The following is a 20,895-nucleotide window of genomic DNA, read 5'->3' on the forward strand; positions in this document are numbered from 1 at the left end:
ACCGACACCTCCAATCATCGCATCCAACAGCATCTTTCATGCGATACGACACTACGACGGCCACCTCATGCCACGGATTCGTGCGACACCCTCTGCTGTGCCGCTACCACCACACCCAGATCCACCACGGTGGCTGGCCGGTCTACCTCGGCCCCGACCGCCACCCCTGGTTCATCCCACCACACGACCCGACCGGACCACAACCGCCACACCTGCGCTCGCACGCCCGACGCACCATGACCGACCTGCCCACCGCCGCATAACCCCAAAGCCATTGCGTTCCTTGACAACTACACAGTGAAATGCCGCCGTGGTGTCACCTCGGGGGATCATCTCGCGCAGTCCGAGCACGCCCGTCGCGGCGTTGTGATGACTGGCGCGTCCGATTATCGCGCGAACAGTGAGATGACCGAGGTGACGACGGACCGGGATCGGCCGTTGCGCGCGCACAGCGGCCGATCCCGGTGGTCGACTTCTTCATGCCGCTCGAATCGATGACCCAGATCGGTTCAGGACAACGACTCTGAGACCAATCTGTCGCGGGTACCCATCAGGTAGTAAACCGCGAAGCCGACACCGCAGCCGATGAACCAGCTGTACTGCGCGGCGGCCGCCATCCCGGTCACGCTGCCCCCGAGCAGCACCGGGATCACGGCGAGCACCGCGCCGATGACGGTGGCGATCACCGCGACCCGGTTGTATCCCTTGGTGTACCAGTACTTCCCGCCCTCATCCATGGTGAACATCTCGTCGACGATTACCTTCTGCTTGCGCACCAGGTAGTAGTCGGCGATCAGCACACCGAACAGCGGACCGATGAACGCACCGAGCGTCTCCAGCGTGTAATGGATGACCTCGGGATTGGCGTACAGATTCCACGGCGTGATCAGCACCGAGCCGACGGCGGCGATCATTCCGCCGGCCCGCCAACTGATGCGCTGCGGGCTGACGTTGGAGAAGTCGAAGGCCGGCGAGATGAAGTTGGCCACGATGTTGATACCGATGGTGGCGATGGTGAATGTCAGTGCGCCCAATACGATCGCGAAGGTGCTGTCGATGCGGGCCACCGTCTCCACGGGGTCCGTCAGCAGTTCACCGAACACCGGCAGCGTCAGCGATGCGGTGACGACCACCAGCACCGAGAACACCAGGAAGTTCACCGGGAGCCCAAGAAAGTTGCCCTTCTTGACCGCCGCGAAGGACTTGCCGTAGCGGGAGAAGTCACCGAAGTTCAGCATCGGCCCGGAGAAGTAGGACACCACCAGCGCGATGGCACCCAGCATGACCGGCACCGCCGACCATCCGGTGTGGGTGACCGCACCGAGGTTCAGGTCGATGGCGCCCCAGCCGGCCCGATGGATCAGGTAGCCGCAGAGGATGAACATCACGACATACACTGCGGGACCGCAGAAGTCGATGAACTTGCGGATGGATTCCATGCCACGCCAGAAAACACACGCCTGCAGCACCCACAGCAGCAGGAAGCTGCACCAGCCCAGCAGCGACAGCCCGGCGAAACCGTAGTCCTCGACCTGCGCGTACGGCATCAGGCCCGGGAACAGCTTGAGCAGCACCACATCCAGGGCCGCCGAGGCCAGGTAGGTCTGGATGCCGTACCAGGCCACCGCGATCAACCCGCGGATGATGGCCGGGATGTTGGCACCCAGCACACCGAACACGGTGCGGCAGATCACCGGATACGGCACACCGGTGGCCTGGCTCGGTTTCGCTACCAGGTTGCAGAAGTAGTAGACGATCGTGATGCCGACCAGGAGCGCCACCAGGACCTGCCAGCTGGCCAGACCGAGAGCGAACAAGCTGCCGGCGGTGACGTATCCACCGACGCTGTGCACATCGGACATCCAGAAGGCGAAGATGTTGTAGGACGTCCAGGACTGCTTGCCCAGCGGCGCGAGGTCCTCGTTGGTCAGCCGGGGGTCGTAACCGGGCTTCATCACGCCGCCGCCGACCGGGTGACCGGCGGCTTCGACGATGTCTCCGGCGCCGGCAACGGCTGCCGGTGGCGCGTCGGTGGGAGGTACAACGGTTTCGGTCATGGTTGCCGACTATGCGACCGCTTTGTTTCCCCGCCGTTTCCACGGACTTATCCGACGGTTGCGGCGAAATAATTCTGGGTCAGGCCAGCACAGGGAGGCTAGCCGTAGAAGCGGTTCACCCGGATACGCAACCGGTCGACGGCCGCGTCGAGGACGAGTTTCTTGGCGCGCCGCATCAGGAACTCGGGGATCGGTGCGGCCAGGTCGATGATGAGGTCGAAGCGCACGCGGGTGCGATCACCCTCGCGGATGAGCTTGTATTCGCCGTGCTGCCCGCGCTGCTGGAAGGTGTCCTGTGCGTCCCAGACCACCCAGTCGTCACCCCAGTGATACTCCAGCATCTCCTTGTCGGTGATCCCCATGACCTTCAGGGTGGCCCTGACATGGTGGGGTCTTCCGTCGGGATGACGATCCACCACCTCGGCGGATCTGTGCACGGGTGACCAGGTCGGCACCTCGTCGATATCGGCGAGCGCATCGAGGATCGCCTCCGGCGAGGCGTCGAAGAGGAGTTCCCTCGACGCTCGGACAGCCATAGGGGCAAATATAAGACTGTCCTTAGATTGCCGCAAGGATTTCGGCGAACTGCGTATTAATAATTGACGTAGTAGCAGACAGCAAAGCTGTCACCATTCGAGCTCCGCAATCGGCGTCGCCGCCTGCGGTGGTGCACCGACCTCGCCGGACGGTGTCCGGGAGAACCGCGGCGCGGGGGCCGCCTGACGTACCCCGTGCGCGTCGATCAGCGTGCCCCGCTCGCGCAGATGCGCACTGTCGGCCGCCTCGGCCCAGTTCAGAACCGGGGTGACGCAGGCGTCGGTGCCGGCGAACACGGCCGTCCACTCCTCCCGTGTGCGCTCGGCAAACCGGGCCTCGAACAGGTCCCGCAGCTCGGGCCAGCGGTCACGCTCGAACTGTCCGGGCATGCCCTCGGCACCCAGGCCCAACCCGGCGAGCAGCGCGGCGTAGAACTGCGGCTCGATGGCACCGACCGCCATGTACCCGCCATCGGAGGTCTCGTAGCTGCGATAGAACGGGGCACCGCCGTCGAGCAGAAACGACTCACGTTGATCGGCAAGCGTTCCCGTCGCCTTCATGGTCCACATCATCTGCGCCAGCATGCTGACACCGTCGACCATGGCCGCGTCGATCACCTGCCCCAGACCCGAGCGCTCCCGCTCGTAGAGCGCGGCCAGGATCCCGGCCAGCACCAGCATGGAACCGCCGCCGAAGTCGGCGACCAGATTCAGCGGAGCCACCGGCGGACGGTCTCGATGACCGATGGCGCTCAGCGCGCCGGTCTGTGACAGATAGTTGATGTCGTGGCCGGCGGTGGCCGCCAACGGGCCGTCCTGCCCCCAGCCGGTGATCCGCGCGAAGATCAGCCGCGGGTTCACAGCCGCGCACACATCCGGGCCGATGCCGAGGCGCTCGCAGGTTCCGGGGCGGAAACAGTCCAGCAGCACATCGGCTTTCGTCGTCAAGTCCAGCAGAACCTCGGGTTCGCGTTTCACGTCCAGGTCGACGACGCGCTTACCGCGGTGCAGCAGATCGACGTTCTCGGCCGGCATCTGCAACCCGCCGGGCCGGCGTACGCGCACCACATCGGCCCCCAGGTCGGCCAGCATCATCGCCGCATGCGGGCCGGGGCCGATGCCGCCGAGTTCGATCACCCGGACACCGGCCAGCACCCCGGTCACCCCTTCTTGACCTTGAGCACCTGCTTACGCAACCCGTCGGTGGCCACATCGATCGCGCCCGACATCACCTTCTTCAGCAGGAAGCCGGGCATCGGGATCGCGAGATCGATGGTCATGTCGAAGCGCACCCGGGTCTTGTCACCCTCCGGGGTCAGCGTGTAGCTGCATTGCTGGGATTTCAGCTGGCTGGCCTTCACCAGGACCCAGCTGACCTTGTTCTCCTCCCAGGTGTAGTCGATGGTGAGTTGATCGCTGATGCCGACGGTCTTGATGGTCTGGATGACCCGGTGCGGGCGCCCCTGCGCGTCGCGGTCGACGACCTCGGCCTTCTGATACTGCGGTGACCAGGTCGGGGTGGACTCGACATCGGCGACGACGGCGAGGATCTCCTCCGGGGTGGCCTCGATGACGACGTCACGGGAAACGTTGGTTGCCATGGGCTGACAGTAACCACCCGGGTTACGCCTTGACCGCCGAAACCCGCGTACCCGTCATTCCCGACACCGCGCGGGCAACCATCACGCGGGTCTGGGCGCGCGCCATCGAGGTCGCGTGCCACCGTTTCCGAATCCGGCGCACCGGGTAATTCGACGACCGTGAGCACAGACCCGAAGACCACCGAATCAGACGCCGGCCCCGAGGGCGCCGACGACGATGTCATGAGCGATCCGGCCAAGGGTGCCGAGGACCGGTCCGACTGGTCCGATGAGGGCGGAGCGCCGGCCGGCCAAGAGCACGCCTAGCCGGCATCGGCCAACACGGCCGCCGCGGCGTTGTAGCCCGGGATGAACGTGATGCCGGGCCCGCCATGGCAGCCGGCACTGCCCAGGTACAACCCATCGATCGGAAGCCGCTGATCCGCATAGCCTCTGGGCCCCGGACGGTTGGGCCCCATCTGCTCCGGATGGATCAGGCCGTGGCAGTAGTCGCCACCGGGCGCGCCGAACATCGTGCCCATGTGCTTCGGCGTGAACGTCGTGTGCCGGATGATGAGTTTCTCGAAATCCGGTGCCAACCGGGTGATCTTGTCGATCACCCGCTGCCCCATCTCGGCCTTCAGCTCACCGTAGGACGCGTCGGCGTTCTCGACCGGGAACCACAGGGAGAACGCCGACACCGCATGCTTTCCCGGCGGGGCGAGGTCGGGATCCTTGACCGACGGCAATTGCATGGCGATGGCCGGATCGGCGGGCACGATTCCGCGCCGGCACTGCTCCCACTGCTGTTGCAACTCCTCGGGGGTGTTGAAAAGACCGATGGCCGCCTGCATCTCGGGATCGTTGAGCATCTCGTACGGTTCGGCGAAGGTCGGCACGGCGTCCAGCGCGAAGTGCATCTGCAGATAACTGCCCCGATGATCGACATGCGAGAAGCGGGTGCGGACATCGGCGGGCAGCGCACCGGGATCGATCATCCGGGTGATCGTGGCGTCGGGGGCGATACCGGAGACGACAACGGGCGCCCGCAGTTCGGTACCGCCCTCCAGGCGTACACCGGTGACCCGCCCGCCGTCGGTCAGGATCTCCTCGACCTTGGACCGCAACCGAAGCTCTCCCCCGGCCCCGATCAGGACGTCGAGCAGATGCGCGGTGAGCGCGCCGATACCACCGCGCAGCTTCTTCATCAGCACCGCGTTCTCGTCGGGCACCGCCAGACCGAATGCCAGCGCGGCGGCACTACCCGGCGTGGCAGGACCGCGATAGGTGGTGTTGACGGCCAGGAACGACAACATGCCGCGCAGCGCGCCGTGCTTCTCGGCGTCGGGCAGGTACCGGTCGAGCACATCGGTCACCGAACCGAACAGCATGTCGGTGATGGCGGAGCGCTCGAATTCGTTCTGCGCGCAGGCGTACATCTCGTCGATCGTCTTCGGCGGACGGCCGGCGTCGAACCGGCCCAGCGCACGGGTCGGCGCCTGGCTCCAGGCCATCAGCCCGGCCATCCCGTTGACGGCTTCGGCCCCGTGCACCTCGTTGAGGTGGGTGAGCAGCTTCATCGGGTCGGTGTAGTAGATCACCGGGTCGTCGCCGATACCGCGCAATGACACCGACATGACGTCGACGTCCACGGTCGGCAACCCGTCCAGGCCCAGTTCGCGACTCACCACGGCCGATGTCGGGAACTGCAGCGAGCCCGCGATCTCGAACTTGTAACCGTCGAAAAGTTCGACCGTGGAAGCCATTCCGCCGGCGTACAGCTTGGCATCCAGACACAGGGTGCGCAGCCCTGCGCGCTGCAGCAGAGCGGCGGCGGCCAGGCCGTTGTGGCCCGCCCCGATGACGATCGCGTCGAAGCTGTCCGGCATTCACCGAGGCTGGCACCCGGACATAGTTTTGTCAATAATGACAAAACTAGCGGGTCGGGATGACGCCCGATTCCAGCGAGTCCAGCGCCGTGCGGCAGAGCCGGGCCAGCTCGGGCAGCGAGCGCTGCTCGCCGAGCATCCACACCTCCATCGCGCCGAACACCGCCGCCGCGATACACCGGGCGGCCACCGTGATCTGCAGCTGGGCGTCGATGTCCGGAGCCGGCGGGTGGTCGTGGCGCAGGTGTTCCTCGACCACCTCGGCGAACGCCGCCTCCACCTGCCGGATGTGCCGGACGATACGGCCGGGGTCCAGTTCGTCGGAGCGCAACTCGGCGATCCTGGCCACCGCGTCGACGTCATACGGTGATTCCAGGATCGCCGCGTGCACGGCCTCGACGATCGATTCGTCGGCGGAGCGATTGGCCAGCGCGGTGCGAAACCACTCCAGCCCGGCGTCGTAGTCGACGAACAGCAGGTCGTGTTTGGAGGAAAAGTGCCGGTAGAAGGTTCGCAGCGAGACACCGGCGTCGGCGGCGATCTGCTCGGCGGAGGTGTCGTCGACGCCCTGGGCCAGGAACCTCACCATGGCGGCCTGGCGCAGCGCGTCGCGGGTGCGCTCACTGCGCGCGGTCTGAGCGGGCCGAACCATCGGCTCAACGTACCGCAGTGCCCCGGGTGTGCCGCCGTGCCCGCGGCTGCGGTTTCATAGACCTGCAGCAACCGTTTCAAGGGGGTCCGGTCTTGCGCGTTCATCATCTCAACTGCGGCAGCATGCCGGTGCCGAGTGCACCGCTGGTGTGTCACGTGCTGCTGATCGAGTCCGCCGACGGGCTGGTCCTGGTCGACAGCGGATACGGCCTGCTCGACTGCGCCGAACCGGCCCGGCGGTTGGGACCGTTCCGGCATGCGGCGCGCCCGGTGCTCGATCCGGCCGAGACCGCGGCGCGGCAGGTCGAGGCGCTGGGTTTCGCGCGCGCGGATGTGCGCCACATCGTGTTGACCCATTTCGACTGCGACCACATCGGCGGACTTGCCGACTTCCCCGACGCGCAGGTGCACGTCACCGCGGCAGAGGCATCGGGCGCCCTGCGCGAACCGACGTGGCGGGAGCGGATGCGCTACCGGAGTCTGCAATGGTCGCACGGCGTCAAGCTCGTCGAGCACGAGGCCGACGGCGAGACCTGGCGCGGATTCGGCGCGGCCAAGGAGGTGCTCGACGGTATCGCCCTGATCCCGTTGCCCGGCCACACCCGTGGGCACGCGTGTGTGGCCGTGGACGCCGGTCACCGCTGGGTGCTGCACGGCGGGGACGCGTTCTTCCACCGCGGCATCCTCGATGGCGCACCGATTCCCAAGATCCTGTCGACGATGGAACTCGTGCTGGCGCTGGACCGAAAGCGGGTGCGCGACAACCATGCTCGGCTCGTCGAGCTGACCCGTCGCGCCGATCCCGACCTGATGCTGGTCAACGCCCACGATCCGGTGCTGTGGGAACAGGCGCGCGCCACGGCCTGAGAACGTCAGTGCGGGGCGAACAGCGCGATGGTCGCGTCGACCGCGTCCTCGGTGATATCGCTCATCGCGCCGCCGTTCTCGACCGTGACGGCGGTGAGTTCGCGCAGCCCACCGAGCAGCATGATCAACCGCGGCCGAGACACCGGACCGATACCGGCGGCACGGAATTGGTCGCTGTCGACCAGCGCGGTGACCATGCCGATGAACTGCTCCATGAAGTCACGGGTCAGGGAACGGCCGGCGGTGCCCAGCGAGGGGCCGTCACGGATCCAGCTCAGCGTCAGATCCGGGCGTGACTCGGCCGAGGCGATCCACGCCTCGATGGCCTGGCGGGCCTGCTCGCGCCACGGCGCGTCGGGGTCGACGGCCGAGGCGATCTGGCGGACCTGGTCGGCATTGGCCTCGCTCAGCAGGGCCATGAAGCACTCCTGCTTACTGGAGAAGTGCTCGTAGAAGGTGCGTCGCGAGGTACGCGCGCGGCGCACGATATCGGCGATCGTCGTCTTGGCGTAGCCGTCCTCGGCGATCGAGGTTTCCAGGGCGGTCAGCAGGCGGGAGCGGAAGTCGCCCCCGGCAGCGTCCGTCGTCACCCGGTCACCATAGAACGGCGAGCCCCGCCGCGGTCAGCGACAGCGCGCCCACCGCATAGAACAGCGGGCGTGCGACGGGCGCTCCGGTGCGACGCTGGCGAGCGCTGCCCATGCCGAGCACACCGCCCAGGATGACCAGCAGCGCCAGCTTGATGCCGATCTTGGGGTAGTTGAGCACCACCCCGGCCGGCCATGGCGCGGCCAGCGCGATACCGGTGAGCAGCGAGACCAGCAGGCCGTAGTCCATCACCTTGGCGATCCGGAACTCTCGGGACGCCGCGGCAGCCACCCAGGCGCCGAAGGTGATGGCGAACCCGATGATGTGGATCAATACAACTACGTTGCGTAGTAGCTCCATGGCGGGAGCGTACCGCGCTCACCGGATGGGCGTGAGCGGGCTGAGCACATCCTTGATGAGTTGGCCGATGTTGGTCTGCGGGCTGCCGTCGGGAAAGCTCACGGTGGCCAGGACGTTGGCGCCGGCGTCGACGAAGTTGGTGTCGGCGCGGTCCTGGTGAGTGGAAGAGGTGACCAGGATGATGCCCGAGGTGTCGGCCTTCTCCGCCAACGGCACCGAGAAGCGGGCGTTCTGCACCGTGCTGTTGGCCTTGTCCTCGACGATGATGCGGTTGCGCGGGAAGCCGAGCAGTTGCAGCAGATTGCGCATCTCGCCGGCTTCGGTGCGACCGTTGCGGGGATTGCCACCGGTGACGATGATCGGCGACTGCGGAAACGCCTGCGCGATCGCCAGCCCGGTCAGCACCCGGGTGTAGAGGATCGGGCGCATCCAGCCGTCCGGGGTGAGCCCGTAACCCAGGATCACGATGGCGGGCTTGGTGAAATCCTTGCCGGCCGGCTGCGCGGACGCCGGTGCGGCGGTGGCGGTGGCCAGTGCGCACGCCATGAACACGGCGACGATGACGGCCTTGAGACGGTTACGCTTTTCATCCCCGAATGAGTGCGGCACGAAGATTTGATCGTGATCCGCGAGAAGGATGTTACGGGAATGACAATTTCGATCTGAGTGGCCAGGGCCGGGATCGAACCGGCGACCTTCCGCTTTTCAGGCGGACGCTCGTACCAACTGAGCTACCTGGCCGGAAGGCCCCGGCCTTTCGACCGGGATACCTCGCCGAGATGGCGACCCTGACGGGACTCGAACCCGCGACCTCCGCCGTGACAGGGCGGCGCGCTAACCAACTGCGCCACAGGGCCTTGCTCGTTACTGCCTCACAGAGGTGTCACCCTCTGCGTCGTACCCCCAACGGGATTCGAACCCGTGCTACCGCCGTGAAAGGGCGGCGTCCTAGGCCGCTAAACGATGGGGGCCTATCCGGATTTCTCCGGGCCGCTCTCAACGCCGGTGACGTTGGAAGCTTCGATAGCTTAGGACACAGCTGCGCGAAATCCCAAACCGGATACCCCCACTCGTCTGATCAGGGCGGCAAGTATCCTCTTTCACCACGCCCCTATAGCTCAGTTGGTAGAGCTACGGACTTTTAATCCGCAGGTCCCAGGTTCGAGCCCTGGTGGGGGCACCACACTTGTCCGGCGCGGGTTTCTACCTGGCTTCAGTCCGCTCGCCCTATGCGCTTCGCCACTGAGATCAGGTAGCTCTCAGCGTCGAAACGTCTACACCAGTTCAGTCTCGACGGCCGCTCGTCCATGGCAGCTGAAGCTGTGGACGTGTTTCCCGTGCCACCACGCCAACTCCGGCCCACGCTTCAGCGGTCCTGCTTGGGCTTGGGCCCCTTCTCGCCCTTCCGGTTCTCCCCATTGCCGCGCCCGGCGGGCGGACCTGGCGCCGGCGCAGGGGCGGGCGTGACGGTCGCGGTCGGAAGCACCGGCGGCGAGGACACCGGCGCCACCGGAGACGGTGCGGTGGTGCTCACCGGTGTGGGCGTGCCCGAGCGCGATGCGGTGTCGACGACGAACGCGACGACGAGCACGACGACGGCGGCCGCCGCCCCCAGCACCCCGATCAGCGTGCGACGGCGCGTGCGCGGCGTGGGGGCCGCGACGACGACCGTTGCGGTATCCGGCAGCGGGCTGTCGAGCACCATGGTGGGCGGGCGTGCCGACAGCGCCATGAGCATGTGCTCGGCACCGGTGAAACGGGTCCGCGGGTCGGGCGCCATGGCGCGCTGGATCGCCGACACGAGCACGGCGTCGACGTCGGGGCGCAGGGTCGCCAGATCCTCGTACGGCAGCGGAACGCGGCCGATCAGCGCCTCGAAACCCACCACGCCGACGGCGTACAGGTCATCGGCGGCGGTCGCGGCGTGGCCGGCCAGCCGTTCCGGACTGAGATAGCCCAGCGTGCCGACGATCTGGCCGGTCATCGTATGACTGGACACCGGGCTCTTGGCGATTCCGAAATCCGCGAGTTTGGCGGCGCCGGCGTCGGTCAGCAGGATGTTGGCCGGTTTGATGTCGCGGTGCAGGATGCCCGCGGCGTGCGCGGCCGCCAACGCGGACAACACCTCGGCCAGGCGGGCCCGCACCCGCGCCGGTGGCATGGGCCCGGCCGCGATCTCGTCGGCCAGGGTGCGCCCGGACAAACGTTCCATGACGATGTAGGGCACGCCGTCGCATTCACCGCTGTCGTGCACCGCGACGATGTTCGGGTGGTTCAGCGCGGCCGCCGCGCGCGCCTCGATCTGAAATCGTCGTCGGTCCCCGGCGGCGGAATCCATCAGTTTGACCGCGACGGGACGCCCGAGCCTGGTGTCCCAGCCGTCGTGGACCTCGGCCATACCGCCGCGCCCGAGTAGACCCCGGAGTTCGTAGCGACCACCGAGAGGCTGCTGCATGCGGTCAACGGTAGACCGCGTGACGTCAGACCTGCGGGCAGTAGAAGTTGGGGTTGCCGCGGTACTCGACCGGGGGCAGGTTACGCGCCGGCGTCTGCACCAGCGGCGCATCGGCGGGCAGCCGGCCGGCGGCGCGATCCATCGCCGAGCGCTTGCGCGGATGCATCAGCATCCGCTTGGGCAGCACCTTGGTGGCCAGGGTGATGACGTTGCACAACCGGTCGTGCAGCCACTGCTGGCGCGGGGTCCAGGTGTAGCCCATCAGATCGCGCACCGGCTGGTCGTACAGGGCGACGGTCATGAACGTCAGGAACCGCTGCATGACCTTGAGGTTCAGTTTCCACAACGGAGCCGGGATCCATTGCAGCGATGGATGTTTCGGCATGGTCGAGAGGTCCATCACGGTGACCGCGGCCCAGTTGCGCTCCAGCACGTCGGTGCACATGTGGTCCCAGTACAGCTGGAATGCCTCCCAGGACTCGGGCACCGGGCGCATGCTCATGCCGTACATCCGGTACCACTGCACGTGCTCGTCGAACAGTTGGCGCTTGTCGGCCTCGGAGATGCCGCCGCCGAACTTCTCGGCGGCCAGCAGCGTGGATTTGAAGAACGTCGCGTGCGCCCAGTAGAAGACGTCGGGATTCAGCGCACTGTAGCGGCGGCCCTGCTTGTCCACACCCTTGATGCCGATGTGATAGTCGCGGACCTCGGCACCGGTCTGCGGTGCGCGGTCACCGTCGAAGACGACGCCGCCGATCGGGTAGATCGAGCGCAGCAGCCGCGGGATCCGCTCGATGAAGAAGATCGAGTGCTCCTCGACGGCGGCGCCCAGTTGCGGGTGCATGTTCTGCATCGAACCGGCCCAGGTGCCCTGGAACAGGCCGGTCCACTGGCCGAAGTACTTCCACGTCAGCGAGTCGGGTCCGAGCGGGGTGGCGTCGTAACCGGCGCTGACCGGGCACCCCGCCGCGCCGACGGAATCGCTGGTCACCGGGCATGTCTCGGACGTATCTTGAGTCACTGGCGACCTTCCCTGTCGAGTCAGGAGCAATTCTGACTACACCCGTTGTCACCATGCAGCTTAGGAGTGATGTGCCGTCCGGTCAACGACGCGGTCGATGGTCCGGCGTTCCCCTGCAGGACCGCCAGGCGCTGCGCCGCAACGAATTGGTCACCGCCGGCATCGCCCTGCTCGGCAAGTCATCCGGGCCGGCCCTGACGGTGCGGGCGGTGTGCCGCGCGGCCGCGCTGACCGAGCGCTACTTCTACGAGAGCTTCGCCGATCGAGACGTGTTCGTGCGCGCGGTGTACGACGAGGTGTGCGGGGCGGCGATGGCCACCCTGCTCTCGGCGAAGACGCCGCGCGATGCCGTCGAGCAGTTCGTCGCGCTGATGGTCGACGATCCGACGCGGGGTCGGGTGCTGCTGCTCGCCCCCGAGCGCGAACCCGTGCTGGTCAAATCCGGCGCCGAGTGGATGCCGAACTTCATCGCACTGCTGCAGCGCAAACTCACCCAGATCGCGGACCCGGCGGTGCAGGCGATGGTGGCCACCGGACTGGTCGGCGCGCTCACCGCCCTGTTCACCGCTTACCTGGACGGACGCCTGAGCGCGACCCGAGAACAGTTCGTCGATTACTGCAGCAAGTTACTGCTCGCCCGCGCCGCCGCACATTGATCACGATCGACATGTCCAAAAGACGGGTAACCGTTATGCGACTCACGGTGACGGAACTTGAATGTCACCGTCAGACACAGATATATTGAGTGCAACCATCAGGTACAGATAACTGGGAGTGACCGTGTCGCAAGAACTGACCGATCTCCAGCTCCTGCACGAGCTGGAGCCAGTAGTCGAGAAGCAGATCAACCGGCATCTGTCCATGCGCAAGGACTGGAACCCGCACGACTACATCCCGTGGTCGGACGGTAAGAACTTCTACGCCCTGGGCGGCCAGGAGTGGGATCCCGAGCAGTCGAAGCTGTCCGAGGTCGCACGCATCGCGATGATCACGAACCTGCTGACCGAGGACAACCTGCCCTCGTATCACCGCGAGATCGCGATGAACTTCAGCATGGACGGCCCGTGGGGCTACTGGGTGAACCGGTGGACCGCCGAGGAGAACCGCCACGGTATCGCGCTGCGCGATTACCTGCTGGTCACCCGCGCGGTGGACCCGATCGAGCTCGAGGAGCTGCGCGTCGAGCAGGTCACCCGCGGCTTCTCCCCCGGCCAGAATCTGCAGGGTGGCGATGAGCTGTTCGCCCAGAGTCTGTTCGATTCCGTCATCTACGTGACGTTCCAGGAGCTGGCCACCCGCGTCTCGCACCGCAACACCGGTAGGGCCTGCAACGAGCCCATCGCCGATCAGCTGCTGGGCCGCATCTCGGCCGACGAGAACCTGCACATGATCTTCTACCGCGACGTCGCCGCGGCCGGACTGGACATCGCCCCGAACCAGGCGATGAAGGCGCTGCACAAGGTGCTGACGAACTTCAAGATGCCCGGCTACACCATTCCGGACTTCCGCCGGAAGGCCGTGGTCATCGCCACCGGTGGTGTCTACGACCCGCGCATCCACCTCGACGACATCGTCATGCCGGTGCTCAAGAAGTGGCGCATCCTGGAGCGTGAGGACTTCACCGGTGAGGGCGCCAAGCTGCGCGATGAGATCGGCGAGCACGTCCGCGAGCTCGAGGAGACCTGCGTCAAGTTCGAGATCGCCAAGGAGCGCCGCCTGGAGCGCGAGCGCAAGGTCGCCGAGAAGAAGGCGATGAAGAATCTGTTGGTGACATCATCGGCAGCCTCCTAGCCCCCAGCACCACCGACCGATCGGCCCGATCTCTGCGGATCGGGCCGATCGCGTTGCGCTCACCGGTCGTCCTCGCGCCGATGGCCGGTGTCACCAATGTCGCGTTCCGCACGCTGTGCCGCGAGCTGGAGGTGGCCCGCGCCGGCACCATCAGCGGACTGTACGTCTGCGAGATGGTGACCGCGCGGGCACTCGTCGAGCGCCACCCGGTCACCATGCACATGACGACGTTCGCCCCCGACGAGACGCCGCGGTCGCTGCAGCTGTACACCGTGGATCCCGAGACCACCTATCGCGCGGCCAAGATGATTGCCGACGAAGGCCTGGCCGACCACATCGACATGAATTTCGGCTGCCCGGTGCCCAAGGTCACCAAGCGCGGCGGCGGCGCCGCGATCCCGTTCAAGCGGCGATTGTTCGGGCAGATCGTCGCCGCGGCGGTCCGCGGTGTGCAAGGCACGTCCATCCCCGTCACGGCGAAATTCCGGGTCGGCATCGACGATGCGCACACCACCCATCTGGACGCGGGCCGCATCGCCGAGGCCGAGGGCGCCGCGGCCGTCGCGCTGCACGCCCGCACGGCCGCCCAACGCTATTCCGGCGCCGCGGACTGGTCGCGCATCACCGAACTCAAGCAACACGTGACCACCATCCCGGTGCTCGGCAACGGTGACATCTTCGACGCCGCCGATGCGTCGGCGATGATCGCGCAGACCGGATGTGACGGAGTCGTCATCGGCCGCGGTTGCCTGGGCCGGCCGTGGCTGTTCGCCGAACTGTCGGCGGCGTTCAACGGCCACCCGATCCCGACCCCGCCCACCCTCGGTGAGGTCACCGATATCGTGCGGCGCCACGGTGAGCTGCTGGCGGCGCATTTCGGTGAGGACAAGGGCATGCGCGACATCCGCAAGCATGTCGCCTGGTACCTGCACGGTTTCCCGGTCGGTGGCGATCTGCGTCGGGCGTTGGCACTGGTCAAGACGCGCGACGAGCTCGACGCCCTGCTGGGCCAGTTGGATCAGGACGTGCCCTTCCCAGAGGTCTCGGGCGGGCCGCGCGGACGCCAGGGATCGCCGGCGTCGGTATCGCTGCCCGAGGGTTGGCTCGACGATCCCGATGACGACACGGTCCCCGAAGCGGCCGATGTCATGCACTCGGGCGGCTGAGCCGAGATGTCCCCGAGACCGCTCCGTCACATCACCGCGCTGGCCGATTTTCAGGTTGCCTCAGTACGATGAGGGGCCACGTAGACCAGGCTCCGGTGGCGGAGCCGGGCATGGGGCTGCTACAAGAAGTAGTGCTGCTGTCTGCACGCGGCTTCGACAGCGGTCCCCACGACATCCGTGCGCAACGGCGCGCACGTCCCCTCGAGTCGAAGGCCGGTAGGACATGAGTGACGGCGACAACGCCACTCCTGGCCGTTCCGACCGTGCCCGCGGTGACAACGACTGGCTTACCCGATCGGAGCGTCCGGCACCAGGCGCCGCGCCGTGGGAACGGGCCGGCACACCGTCGAGCACCGGTAATCACACCGACGGCGTCACCGTCGCCGACCTGATCGCCAAGCTGGCCGCCGACAAGCCCGACACCACCGGCGGATCCCGGCACCGCGCCGAACCCGAGGAGCCCGCCGCACAGGTACCGGCCGCACCGGTGCCCGAGAGCGCCGCCGAGATCACCGATCTGGTCGAACCGGTGGACGCCGTCATCTTCGAGCCGCCCGCCCGGCGCGATCCGACCGAGCCGCCCACCGAGGTCATGTATGTGCCCTCGGCCTACGCGCCGGAACTGCCCGACCTGACCACCCCGCGGCCGCCGGCACACACCGCCCGACCCCGGCCGCACGACCATCGCACCGCCCGCACCGCGGGCCGGGTGGCCGCCGCCCTCGCCGCGGTCTGCGCACTGCTGCTCACCGGCGGTGCGTGGCAGTGGCAGTCGATGAAGAACAACAGCCTCAACCAGGTCGCGGCGCTGGACCCCAACTCGCGCGATATCGTCGACCCCAACAAGCAGTTCGGCGACGAGAACTTCCTGATCGTCGGCACCGACACCCGCATCGGCGCCAACGCCGAGATCGGCGCCGGCACCACCGATGACGCGGCCGGCGCCCGCTCGGACACCATCATGCTGGTCAACATCCCGGCCGACCGTAAACGCGTTGTGGCCGTATCCTTCCCGCGCGATCTGGCCATCACGCCGATCAAGTGCGAGCCGTGGGACCCCGAGACCGGCGTTTACGGCCCCATCACCGACGAGAACTCCCCGATGTACGGCCTGGACGAGGCGTACACCGAGACCAAGCTGAACTCGGCCTATGCGGTCGGCGGCCCCAAGTGCCTGGTCAAGGTCATCCAGAAGCTGTCCGGCCTGTCGGTGAACCGCTTCATGGCCGTCGACTTCTCCGGATTCGCCAAGATGGTCGACGCGCTCGGCGGTGTCGAGGTCTGCAGCACCACACCGCTGGAGGATTACGAGCTGGGCACCGTGTTGGCCGAGCCGGGGCGGCAGATCGTCGACGGCCACACCGCGCTGAACTACGTGCGGGCCCGTCAGGTGACCACCGAGGTCAACGGCGATTACGGCCGCATCAAGCGCCAGCAGCTGTTCCTGTCCTCGCTGTTGCGCTCGATGATCTCCAAAGAGGTCTTCTTCAGTCTTTCCAAGCTCAACAACGTCGTCAACATGTTCATCGAGGACAGCTACGTCGACAACATCAAGACCAAGGACCTGGTGGACCTCGGACAGTCGGTGCAGGGCGTCAACGCCGGACGCATCACCTTCGTCACGGTGCCCACCACCGGGTACGCCGACGAGTGGGGTAACGAGCAGCCGCGCCTGGAGGACATGGCCGCGTTGTTCGACGCGATCATCAACGACGAGCCGCTGCCCGAGGAGCGCCCGGCCGATGACGCGCCGGCACCGGCGGCGCCAGAGAACCACAACGGCACAACCACTCCCACCGAGGACGGTGGCGCCGAGACCCTCGATGCAGTGGCCACCGATCCGAGCGCGGTGACGGTGCGGGTGTCCAACTCGACCGGTCAGTCCGGCCTGGCTGCCAGCGCGGCGGATGTCCTGCAGCAGCACGGCTTCAACGTCGACACCCCCGACGACTACCCCGGTCCGCTGGACGCCACGACGGTGTTCTTTTCCCCGGGCAACGAGCAGGCCGCAGCAACCGTCGCATCCTCGTTCCACAACGCCACCATCGAGCGCACCACGGGAATGGGCGACGTCGTTCGGGTGGTCCTGGGAACCGATTTCAGCTCCGTGACACCCCCGTCGCCCAGCGGCTCCACCGTGCAGGTGCAACTCGTGCGGGGCACCGCCAGCAGCACCACCACCGAGCTTCCGGAGGACCTCACGGTCACCAACGCAGCGGACACGACCTGCGAATAAAGCGGTATCGTTGACGCGAAGGTCATTCACCTTTCGTTCACCTGTGGCATCGTGACCTTCAAGCTCGGCAACCGTAAGGTATTCCTATGCGTACTGCGTACCAAGAACAACTGTCCTCGTTGACTGTTCAGCTCGGCGAGATGTGCGGTCTGGCCGGTGTGGCCATGGAACGTGCCACCCAGGCCCTGCTGCAGGCCGATCTCGCGCTCGCCGAACAGGTCATCTCCGAGCAGGACGGGCTCGGCGAGATCCGGACCCGCGCCGAGGAGTCCGCGTTCATGCTGCTGGCCCTGCAGGGCCCGGTCGCCGGTGACCTGCGCGCCATCGTCAGCGGAATCCAGATCATCGCCGATATCGACCGCATGGGCGCGCTGGCCCTGCACGTCGCCAAGATCGCCCGCCGCCGCCACCCGCAGCACGCGCTGCCCGAGGAGGTCAATGGCTACTTCGCCGAGATGGGCCGGGTGGCAGTCGAATTGGCCGGCAGTGCCCGCGAGGTGCTCGACACCCTGGACCCCGAGAAGGCCGCCCAGATCCGCGAAGAAGACGACGCGATGGACGACCTGCACCGGCACCTGTTCTCGGTCCTGATGGACAAGGACTGGAAGCACGGCGTCACCGCCGCGGTCGATGTGACGCTGCTGAGCCGCTTCTACGAGCGCTTCGCCGACCATGCCGTGGAGATCTCGCGCCGGGTCATCTTCACCGCCACCGGTGAGCTGCCAGAGGACAATCTGGCCGAACCGCAGTAGCGGCGCACGTACGACGAGGGCCGATCCCCGGCGGGGGTCGGCCCTCGTCGTTTCGGCGCACGGGCCTGGAGACCGATCCGGGCCGCCCGCCGAGGCCCGAAAAGCACTGCGCGGCACCGGCCGTAGCCGATGCCGCGCAGTATTGGTCGATCTAGCCGAACCGGCCGGAGATGTAGTCCTCGGTGGCCTTCTGGGTCGGGTTGGAGAAGATCTTCTCGGTGTCGTCGATCTCGATCAGCTGACCGGGCTTGCCGGTGGCCTCGAGGTTGAAGAACGCCGTCTGATCGGACACGCGGGCGGCCTGCTGCATGTTGTGCGTGACGATCACGATGGTGAAGTCCTTCTTCAGCTCCGAGATCAGATCCTCGATGGCCAGCGTCGAGATCGGATCCAGGGCCGAACACGGTTCGTCCATCAGCAGCACGTCGGGCTGCACGGCGATGGCGCGGGCGATGCACAGGCGCTGCTGCTGACCACCGGACAGGCCGCCGCCGGGCTTGTCGAGGCGGTCCTTGACCTCGTTCCACAGGTTGGCACCCTTGAGGGACCGCTCGGTCACCTCGTCGAGGGTCTTCTTGCTGCGCACGCCCTGCAGCTTCAGGCCGGCCACAACGTTGTCGCGAATCGACATGGTGGGGAACGGGTTCGGGCGCTGGAACACCATGCCGATGGTCTTGCGCACACCCACCGGGTCGACACCCGAGCCGTAGATGTCGTCGCCGTCGAGCAGCACCGAGCCCTTGACGTAGGCACCGGGGATGACCTCGTGCATGCGGTTCAGCGTGCGCAGCACGGTGGACTTACCGCAGCCCGACGGGCCGATGAACGCGGTCACGCTGCGCGGTTCCACCGACAGCGACACGTTCTGCACGGCGTGGAACGCGCCGTAGTAGATGTTGACGTCTTTCAGATCAAGGCGCTTGGCCATGGATGTCTCCTAAACCTTCTTGGGGGCAAAGAATTTGGCGATGAACCGCGCGCCGACGTTCAGCAGGGCGATGACCACGACCAGGGTGAGCGCGGCACCCCAGAGGCGATCGGTGGGGACCGGGTTGGCGCCGGCACCGGCCGACGTCTGGTCGAACATCATGCCCGGCAGCGACCCCATGAAGCCGCTGAACATGTCGAAGTTGATCGCCTGGGCGTAGCCCACCAGGATCAGCAGCGGCGCCGTCTCGCCCATCACGCGGGCCAGCGACAGCAGGATGCCGGTGACGATGCCCGACAGCGCGGTGGGCACCACGATGGCCGAGATGGTCTTCCACTTCGGTACGCCCAGTGCGTAACTGGCCTCGCGCAGGTCCATCGGGACGATGCGCAACATCTCCTCGGTGGAGCGCACGATCACCGGGATCATCAGCAGCACCAGGGCCAGCGACACCGCGAAGCCCGAACGCTGGAAGCCCAGGGTGGCCACCCACAGCGCGTAGATGAACAGCGCCGCGACGATCGAGGGCACACCGGTGAGGATGTCGACCATGAAGGTGGTGACCTTGCCCAGCCGGGTGCCGCCGCCGTACTCGACCAGATAGATGGCGACGAAGATGCCGATCGGGATGGAGATGATGGCGCAGACCAGCGCCTGCAGCAGCGAACCCACGATGGCGTGGTAGGCGCCACCGCCGGCGGCGAAGGCCGTCATACCGGACTGCGAGTTCATCCACCACGTGCTCGAGGTGACCACCCCGATGCCCTTGGAGACCACGGTGTAGAGCACCCACAGCAGCGGGATGATGGCGATGACGACCGAGGCGGTGACCAGCACGGTAGCCAGGTTGTCGGTGAACTTCCGGCGGCCGCTGACCCCCTGGAAGGTGGGAGCCTTGACCGGCTTGTCCAGCGCTGCGGTCATGATGCGGACCTGTCCTTTCCGGAAACCGCGGCGCGGGCCAGCGAGTTCACCACGAACGTGAGGATGAACAGCACCAGGCCGGCGGCGATGTAGGCGCCCGCCTTGTACTGATCGTTGAATTCCGAAGCCGCCGAGGCGATCTTGCTGGCGAAGGTGAACCCACCGTCGAACAGCGACCAACCGAACGCGGTCTGCGTGCCGCGCAGGATGATCAGCAGTGCGATGGTCTCACCGAGTGCGCGGCCGAGGCCCAGCATGGCGCCGGAGATGTAGCCGGACATACCGAACGGCAGCACGGTGGTCCGCACGACCTCCCAGCGGGTGGCACCCAGCGCCAGCGCGGCCTCGATCTGGCCGCGCGGCGTCTGGACGAACACCTCACGGGTCACCGCGGTGATGATCGGCAGGATCATCACCGCCAGCACGATGCCCGCGGTGAAGATGGTGCCGCCACCGGCCACCGAGGCGTTACCGGTGGAGAACAGGAACAGCCAGCTCATGTTCTCGTTGAGCCACACCGCGACCGGCTTCAGCACCGGAGCGAGCACGTACAGGCCCCACACGCCGTAGATGATCGACGGCACGGCCGCCAGCAGATCGACCATGTACGCCAGCGGACCCTTGACCCGCTTGTGTGCGTAGTTGGTCAGGTAGATCGCGATGCCCAGGGCGATCGGCATGGCCAGCACCAAGGCGAACACCGAGACGAACACCGTGACCTGCAGCAGGTCCAGGATGCCGAAGCTCATCGCCGAGGTGTCGGTGGTGACCCAGTTGCCACCGAAGAGGAAGAAGTTCTCCTCGTTGCGCTGCAGCGCCGGGATCGCGCGCCACAGCAGGAAGAAGCCGATGGCGGCGATGATCGCGATGACCAGCACACCCGAACCGGTGGCCAGGCCGCTGAAGATGCGATCGCCGGGGCGGACCTTGGCGTTCTTGCCCGGGTCCGTCGAGATCGGGGTGGGCTCGGGGAAGGGTGCGGCCAGCGCCTCACCCGACCCCGAGTCGGCTGGATTCGGAATAGTCACTGAGTTCCCGTCTGAACCCTTGTCGATACCTTTGTACGTCATTCGGTCGCCGCACCCATCCTCGCC

Annotated in this window: 22 protein-coding genes and 4 tRNA genes; 9 read left to right on the forward strand and 17 right to left on the reverse strand. The window is 66.7% G+C overall.

Annotated elements, in window-relative coordinates; all coding sequences use genetic code 11:
- Positions 1-80 precede the first annotated feature (80 nt).
- Positions 81-263: a hypothetical protein gene (locus ACWDUN_RS09505; RefSeq protein WP_449927827.1), complete on the forward strand. Its 183-nt coding sequence runs from the start codon at positions 81-83 to the stop codon at positions 261-263.
- Between the two features lie 246 nt (positions 264-509).
- Here ACWDUN_RS09505 and ACWDUN_RS09510 read toward each other — a convergent pair whose 3' ends face one another.
- From ACWDUN_RS09510 to ACWDUN_RS09525, 4 genes are all read right to left on the reverse strand, one after another.
- Complete coding sequence (locus ACWDUN_RS09510; protein WP_449927829.1) at positions 510-2,057, reverse strand: NCS1 family nucleobase:cation symporter-1; 1,548 nt, start codon at positions 2,055-2,057, stop codon at positions 510-512.
- Between the two features lie 98 nt (positions 2,058-2,155).
- Complete coding sequence (locus ACWDUN_RS09515) at positions 2,156-2,593, reverse strand: SRPBCC family protein (protein ID WP_449927831.1); 438 nt, start codon at positions 2,591-2,593, stop codon at positions 2,156-2,158.
- 90 nt (positions 2,594-2,683) lie between these two features.
- Positions 2,684-3,757, reverse strand: a complete 1,074-nt coding sequence (locus ACWDUN_RS09520; protein WP_449927833.1) for a CaiB/BaiF CoA transferase family protein — start codon at positions 3,755-3,757, stop codon at positions 2,684-2,686.
- Positions 3,754-4,194: an SRPBCC family protein gene (locus ACWDUN_RS09525; protein ID WP_449927835.1), complete on the reverse strand. Its 441-nt coding sequence runs from the start codon at positions 4,192-4,194 to the stop codon at positions 3,754-3,756. Before ACWDUN_RS09525 ends, ACWDUN_RS09520 begins: the two co-directional genes overlap by 4 nt.
- A 159-nt stretch (positions 4,195-4,353) precedes the next feature.
- On the opposite strand from ACWDUN_RS09525, the gene ACWDUN_RS09530 reads away from it, so the two are divergent.
- Positions 4,354-4,500, forward strand: a complete 147-nt coding sequence (locus ACWDUN_RS09530) for a hypothetical protein (RefSeq protein ID WP_449927837.1) — start codon at positions 4,354-4,356, stop codon at positions 4,498-4,500.
- Here ACWDUN_RS09530 and ACWDUN_RS09535 read toward each other — a convergent pair.
- Positions 4,497-6,062 carry a phytoene desaturase family protein gene (locus ACWDUN_RS09535; RefSeq protein ID WP_449927838.1) on the reverse strand — a complete coding sequence of 522 codons (1,566 nt, stop codon included), beginning with the start codon at positions 6,060-6,062 and terminating at the stop codon, positions 4,497-4,499. The two genes, ACWDUN_RS09530 and ACWDUN_RS09535, sit on opposite strands and share 4 nt — an antisense overlap.
- 46 nt (positions 6,063-6,108) lie before the next feature.
- Positions 6,109-6,714 (reverse strand): TetR/AcrR family transcriptional regulator, encoded by a 606-nt coding sequence (locus ACWDUN_RS09540; protein ID WP_449927840.1) that lies wholly within the window; start codon positions 6,712-6,714, stop codon positions 6,109-6,111.
- 92 nt (positions 6,715-6,806) lie between these two features.
- On the opposite strand from ACWDUN_RS09540, the gene ACWDUN_RS09545 reads away from it, so the two are divergent.
- Positions 6,807-7,580, forward strand: coding sequence for an MBL fold metallo-hydrolase (locus ACWDUN_RS09545; protein ID WP_449927841.1), 774 nt, complete (start codon positions 6,807-6,809; stop codon positions 7,578-7,580).
- A 5-nt stretch (positions 7,581-7,585) separates the two neighbouring features.
- Here ACWDUN_RS09545 and ACWDUN_RS09550 read toward each other — a convergent pair whose 3' ends face one another.
- The 6 genes from ACWDUN_RS09550 to ACWDUN_RS09575 form a co-directional block, all read right to left on the reverse strand.
- On the reverse strand, positions 7,586-8,170 hold the full coding sequence (locus ACWDUN_RS09550; RefSeq protein ID WP_449927843.1) for a TetR/AcrR family transcriptional regulator: 585 nt from the start codon (positions 8,168-8,170) through the stop codon (positions 7,586-7,588).
- A 4-nt stretch (positions 8,171-8,174) separates the two neighbouring features.
- Positions 8,175-8,528, reverse strand: coding sequence for a Fe-S protein (locus tag ACWDUN_RS09555; protein ID WP_449927845.1), 354 nt, complete (start codon positions 8,526-8,528; stop codon positions 8,175-8,177).
- 18 nt (positions 8,529-8,546) lie between these two features.
- Positions 8,547-9,074, reverse strand: coding sequence for a YdcF family protein (locus ACWDUN_RS09560; RefSeq protein WP_449928787.1), 528 nt, complete (start codon positions 9,072-9,074; stop codon positions 8,547-8,549).
- A gap of 121 nt (positions 9,075-9,195) precedes the next feature.
- Positions 9,196-9,269 (reverse strand) — tRNA-Phe (locus tag ACWDUN_RS09565).
- A gap of 39 nt (positions 9,270-9,308) precedes the next feature.
- Positions 9,309-9,385: transfer RNA gene (locus tag ACWDUN_RS09570), tRNA-Asp, on the reverse strand.
- A 41-nt stretch (positions 9,386-9,426) separates the two neighbouring features.
- Positions 9,427-9,499: transfer RNA gene (locus tag ACWDUN_RS09575), tRNA-Glu, on the reverse strand.
- A 136-nt stretch (positions 9,500-9,635) separates the two neighbouring features.
- On the opposite strand from ACWDUN_RS09575, the gene ACWDUN_RS09580 reads away from it, so the two are divergent.
- A tRNA-Lys gene (locus ACWDUN_RS09580) sits at positions 9,636-9,711 on the forward strand.
- 183 nt (positions 9,712-9,894) lie between these two features.
- Here the strand turns inward: ACWDUN_RS09580 and ACWDUN_RS09585 are convergent.
- Entirely contained in the window at positions 9,895-10,983 is a 1,089-nt protein-coding gene (locus ACWDUN_RS09585) for a serine/threonine-protein kinase (protein ID WP_449927847.1), read from the reverse strand.
- A gap of 25 nt (positions 10,984-11,008) precedes the next feature.
- Positions 11,009-12,004: an oxygenase MpaB family protein gene (locus ACWDUN_RS09590; RefSeq protein ID WP_449927849.1), complete on the reverse strand. Its 996-nt coding sequence runs from the start codon at positions 12,002-12,004 to the stop codon at positions 11,009-11,011.
- Between the two features lie 71 nt (positions 12,005-12,075).
- Between ACWDUN_RS09590 and ACWDUN_RS09595 the strand changes: the two genes are divergently transcribed.
- The 5 genes from ACWDUN_RS09595 (at position 12,076) to phoU (ending at position 17,949) form a co-directional block, all read left to right on the forward strand.
- Positions 12,076-12,660 (forward strand): TetR/AcrR family transcriptional regulator, encoded by a 585-nt coding sequence (locus tag ACWDUN_RS09595; RefSeq protein ID WP_449927851.1) that lies wholly within the window; start codon positions 12,076-12,078, stop codon positions 12,658-12,660.
- A gap of 124 nt (positions 12,661-12,784) precedes the next feature.
- Positions 12,785-13,795, forward strand: coding sequence for an acyl-ACP desaturase (locus ACWDUN_RS09600; RefSeq protein ID WP_449927853.1), 1,011 nt, complete (start codon positions 12,785-12,787; stop codon positions 13,793-13,795).
- A 32-nt stretch (positions 13,796-13,827) separates the two neighbouring features.
- A complete protein-coding gene (gene dusB, locus ACWDUN_RS09605; protein WP_449928789.1) occupies positions 13,828-14,961 on the forward strand; it encodes a tRNA dihydrouridine synthase DusB in 1,134 nt (377 codons plus the stop codon).
- Between the two features lie 223 nt (positions 14,962-15,184).
- Positions 15,185-17,197: an LCP family glycopolymer transferase gene (locus ACWDUN_RS09610; protein WP_449927855.1), complete on the forward strand. Its 2,013-nt coding sequence runs from the start codon at positions 15,185-15,187 to the stop codon at positions 17,195-17,197.
- 86 nt (positions 17,198-17,283) lie between these two features.
- Entirely contained in the window at positions 17,284-17,949 is a 666-nt protein-coding gene (gene phoU, locus ACWDUN_RS09615; RefSeq protein WP_449927857.1) for a phosphate signaling complex protein PhoU, read from the forward strand.
- A gap of 151 nt (positions 17,950-18,100) precedes the next feature.
- Here phoU and pstB read toward each other — a convergent pair whose 3' ends face one another.
- The 3 genes from pstB to pstC are packed head-to-tail and all read right to left on the reverse strand — an operon-like array spanning position 18,101 to position 20,871.
- Positions 18,101-18,877, reverse strand: coding sequence for a phosphate ABC transporter ATP-binding protein PstB (gene pstB / locus ACWDUN_RS09620; RefSeq protein WP_449927859.1), 777 nt, complete (start codon positions 18,875-18,877; stop codon positions 18,101-18,103).
- 9 nt (positions 18,878-18,886) lie between these two features.
- Positions 18,887-19,801, reverse strand: coding sequence for a phosphate ABC transporter permease PstA (gene pstA / locus ACWDUN_RS09625; protein WP_449927861.1), 915 nt, complete (start codon positions 19,799-19,801; stop codon positions 18,887-18,889).
- On the reverse strand, positions 19,798-20,871 hold the full coding sequence (pstC, locus tag ACWDUN_RS09630) for a phosphate ABC transporter permease subunit PstC (protein ID WP_449927862.1): 1,074 nt from the start codon (positions 20,869-20,871) through the stop codon (positions 19,798-19,800). Before pstC ends, pstA begins: the two co-directional genes overlap by 4 nt.
- Positions 20,872-20,895: the final 24 nt, after the last annotated feature.

The organism is Mycobacterium sp. NPDC003323 (assembly GCF_053589535.1).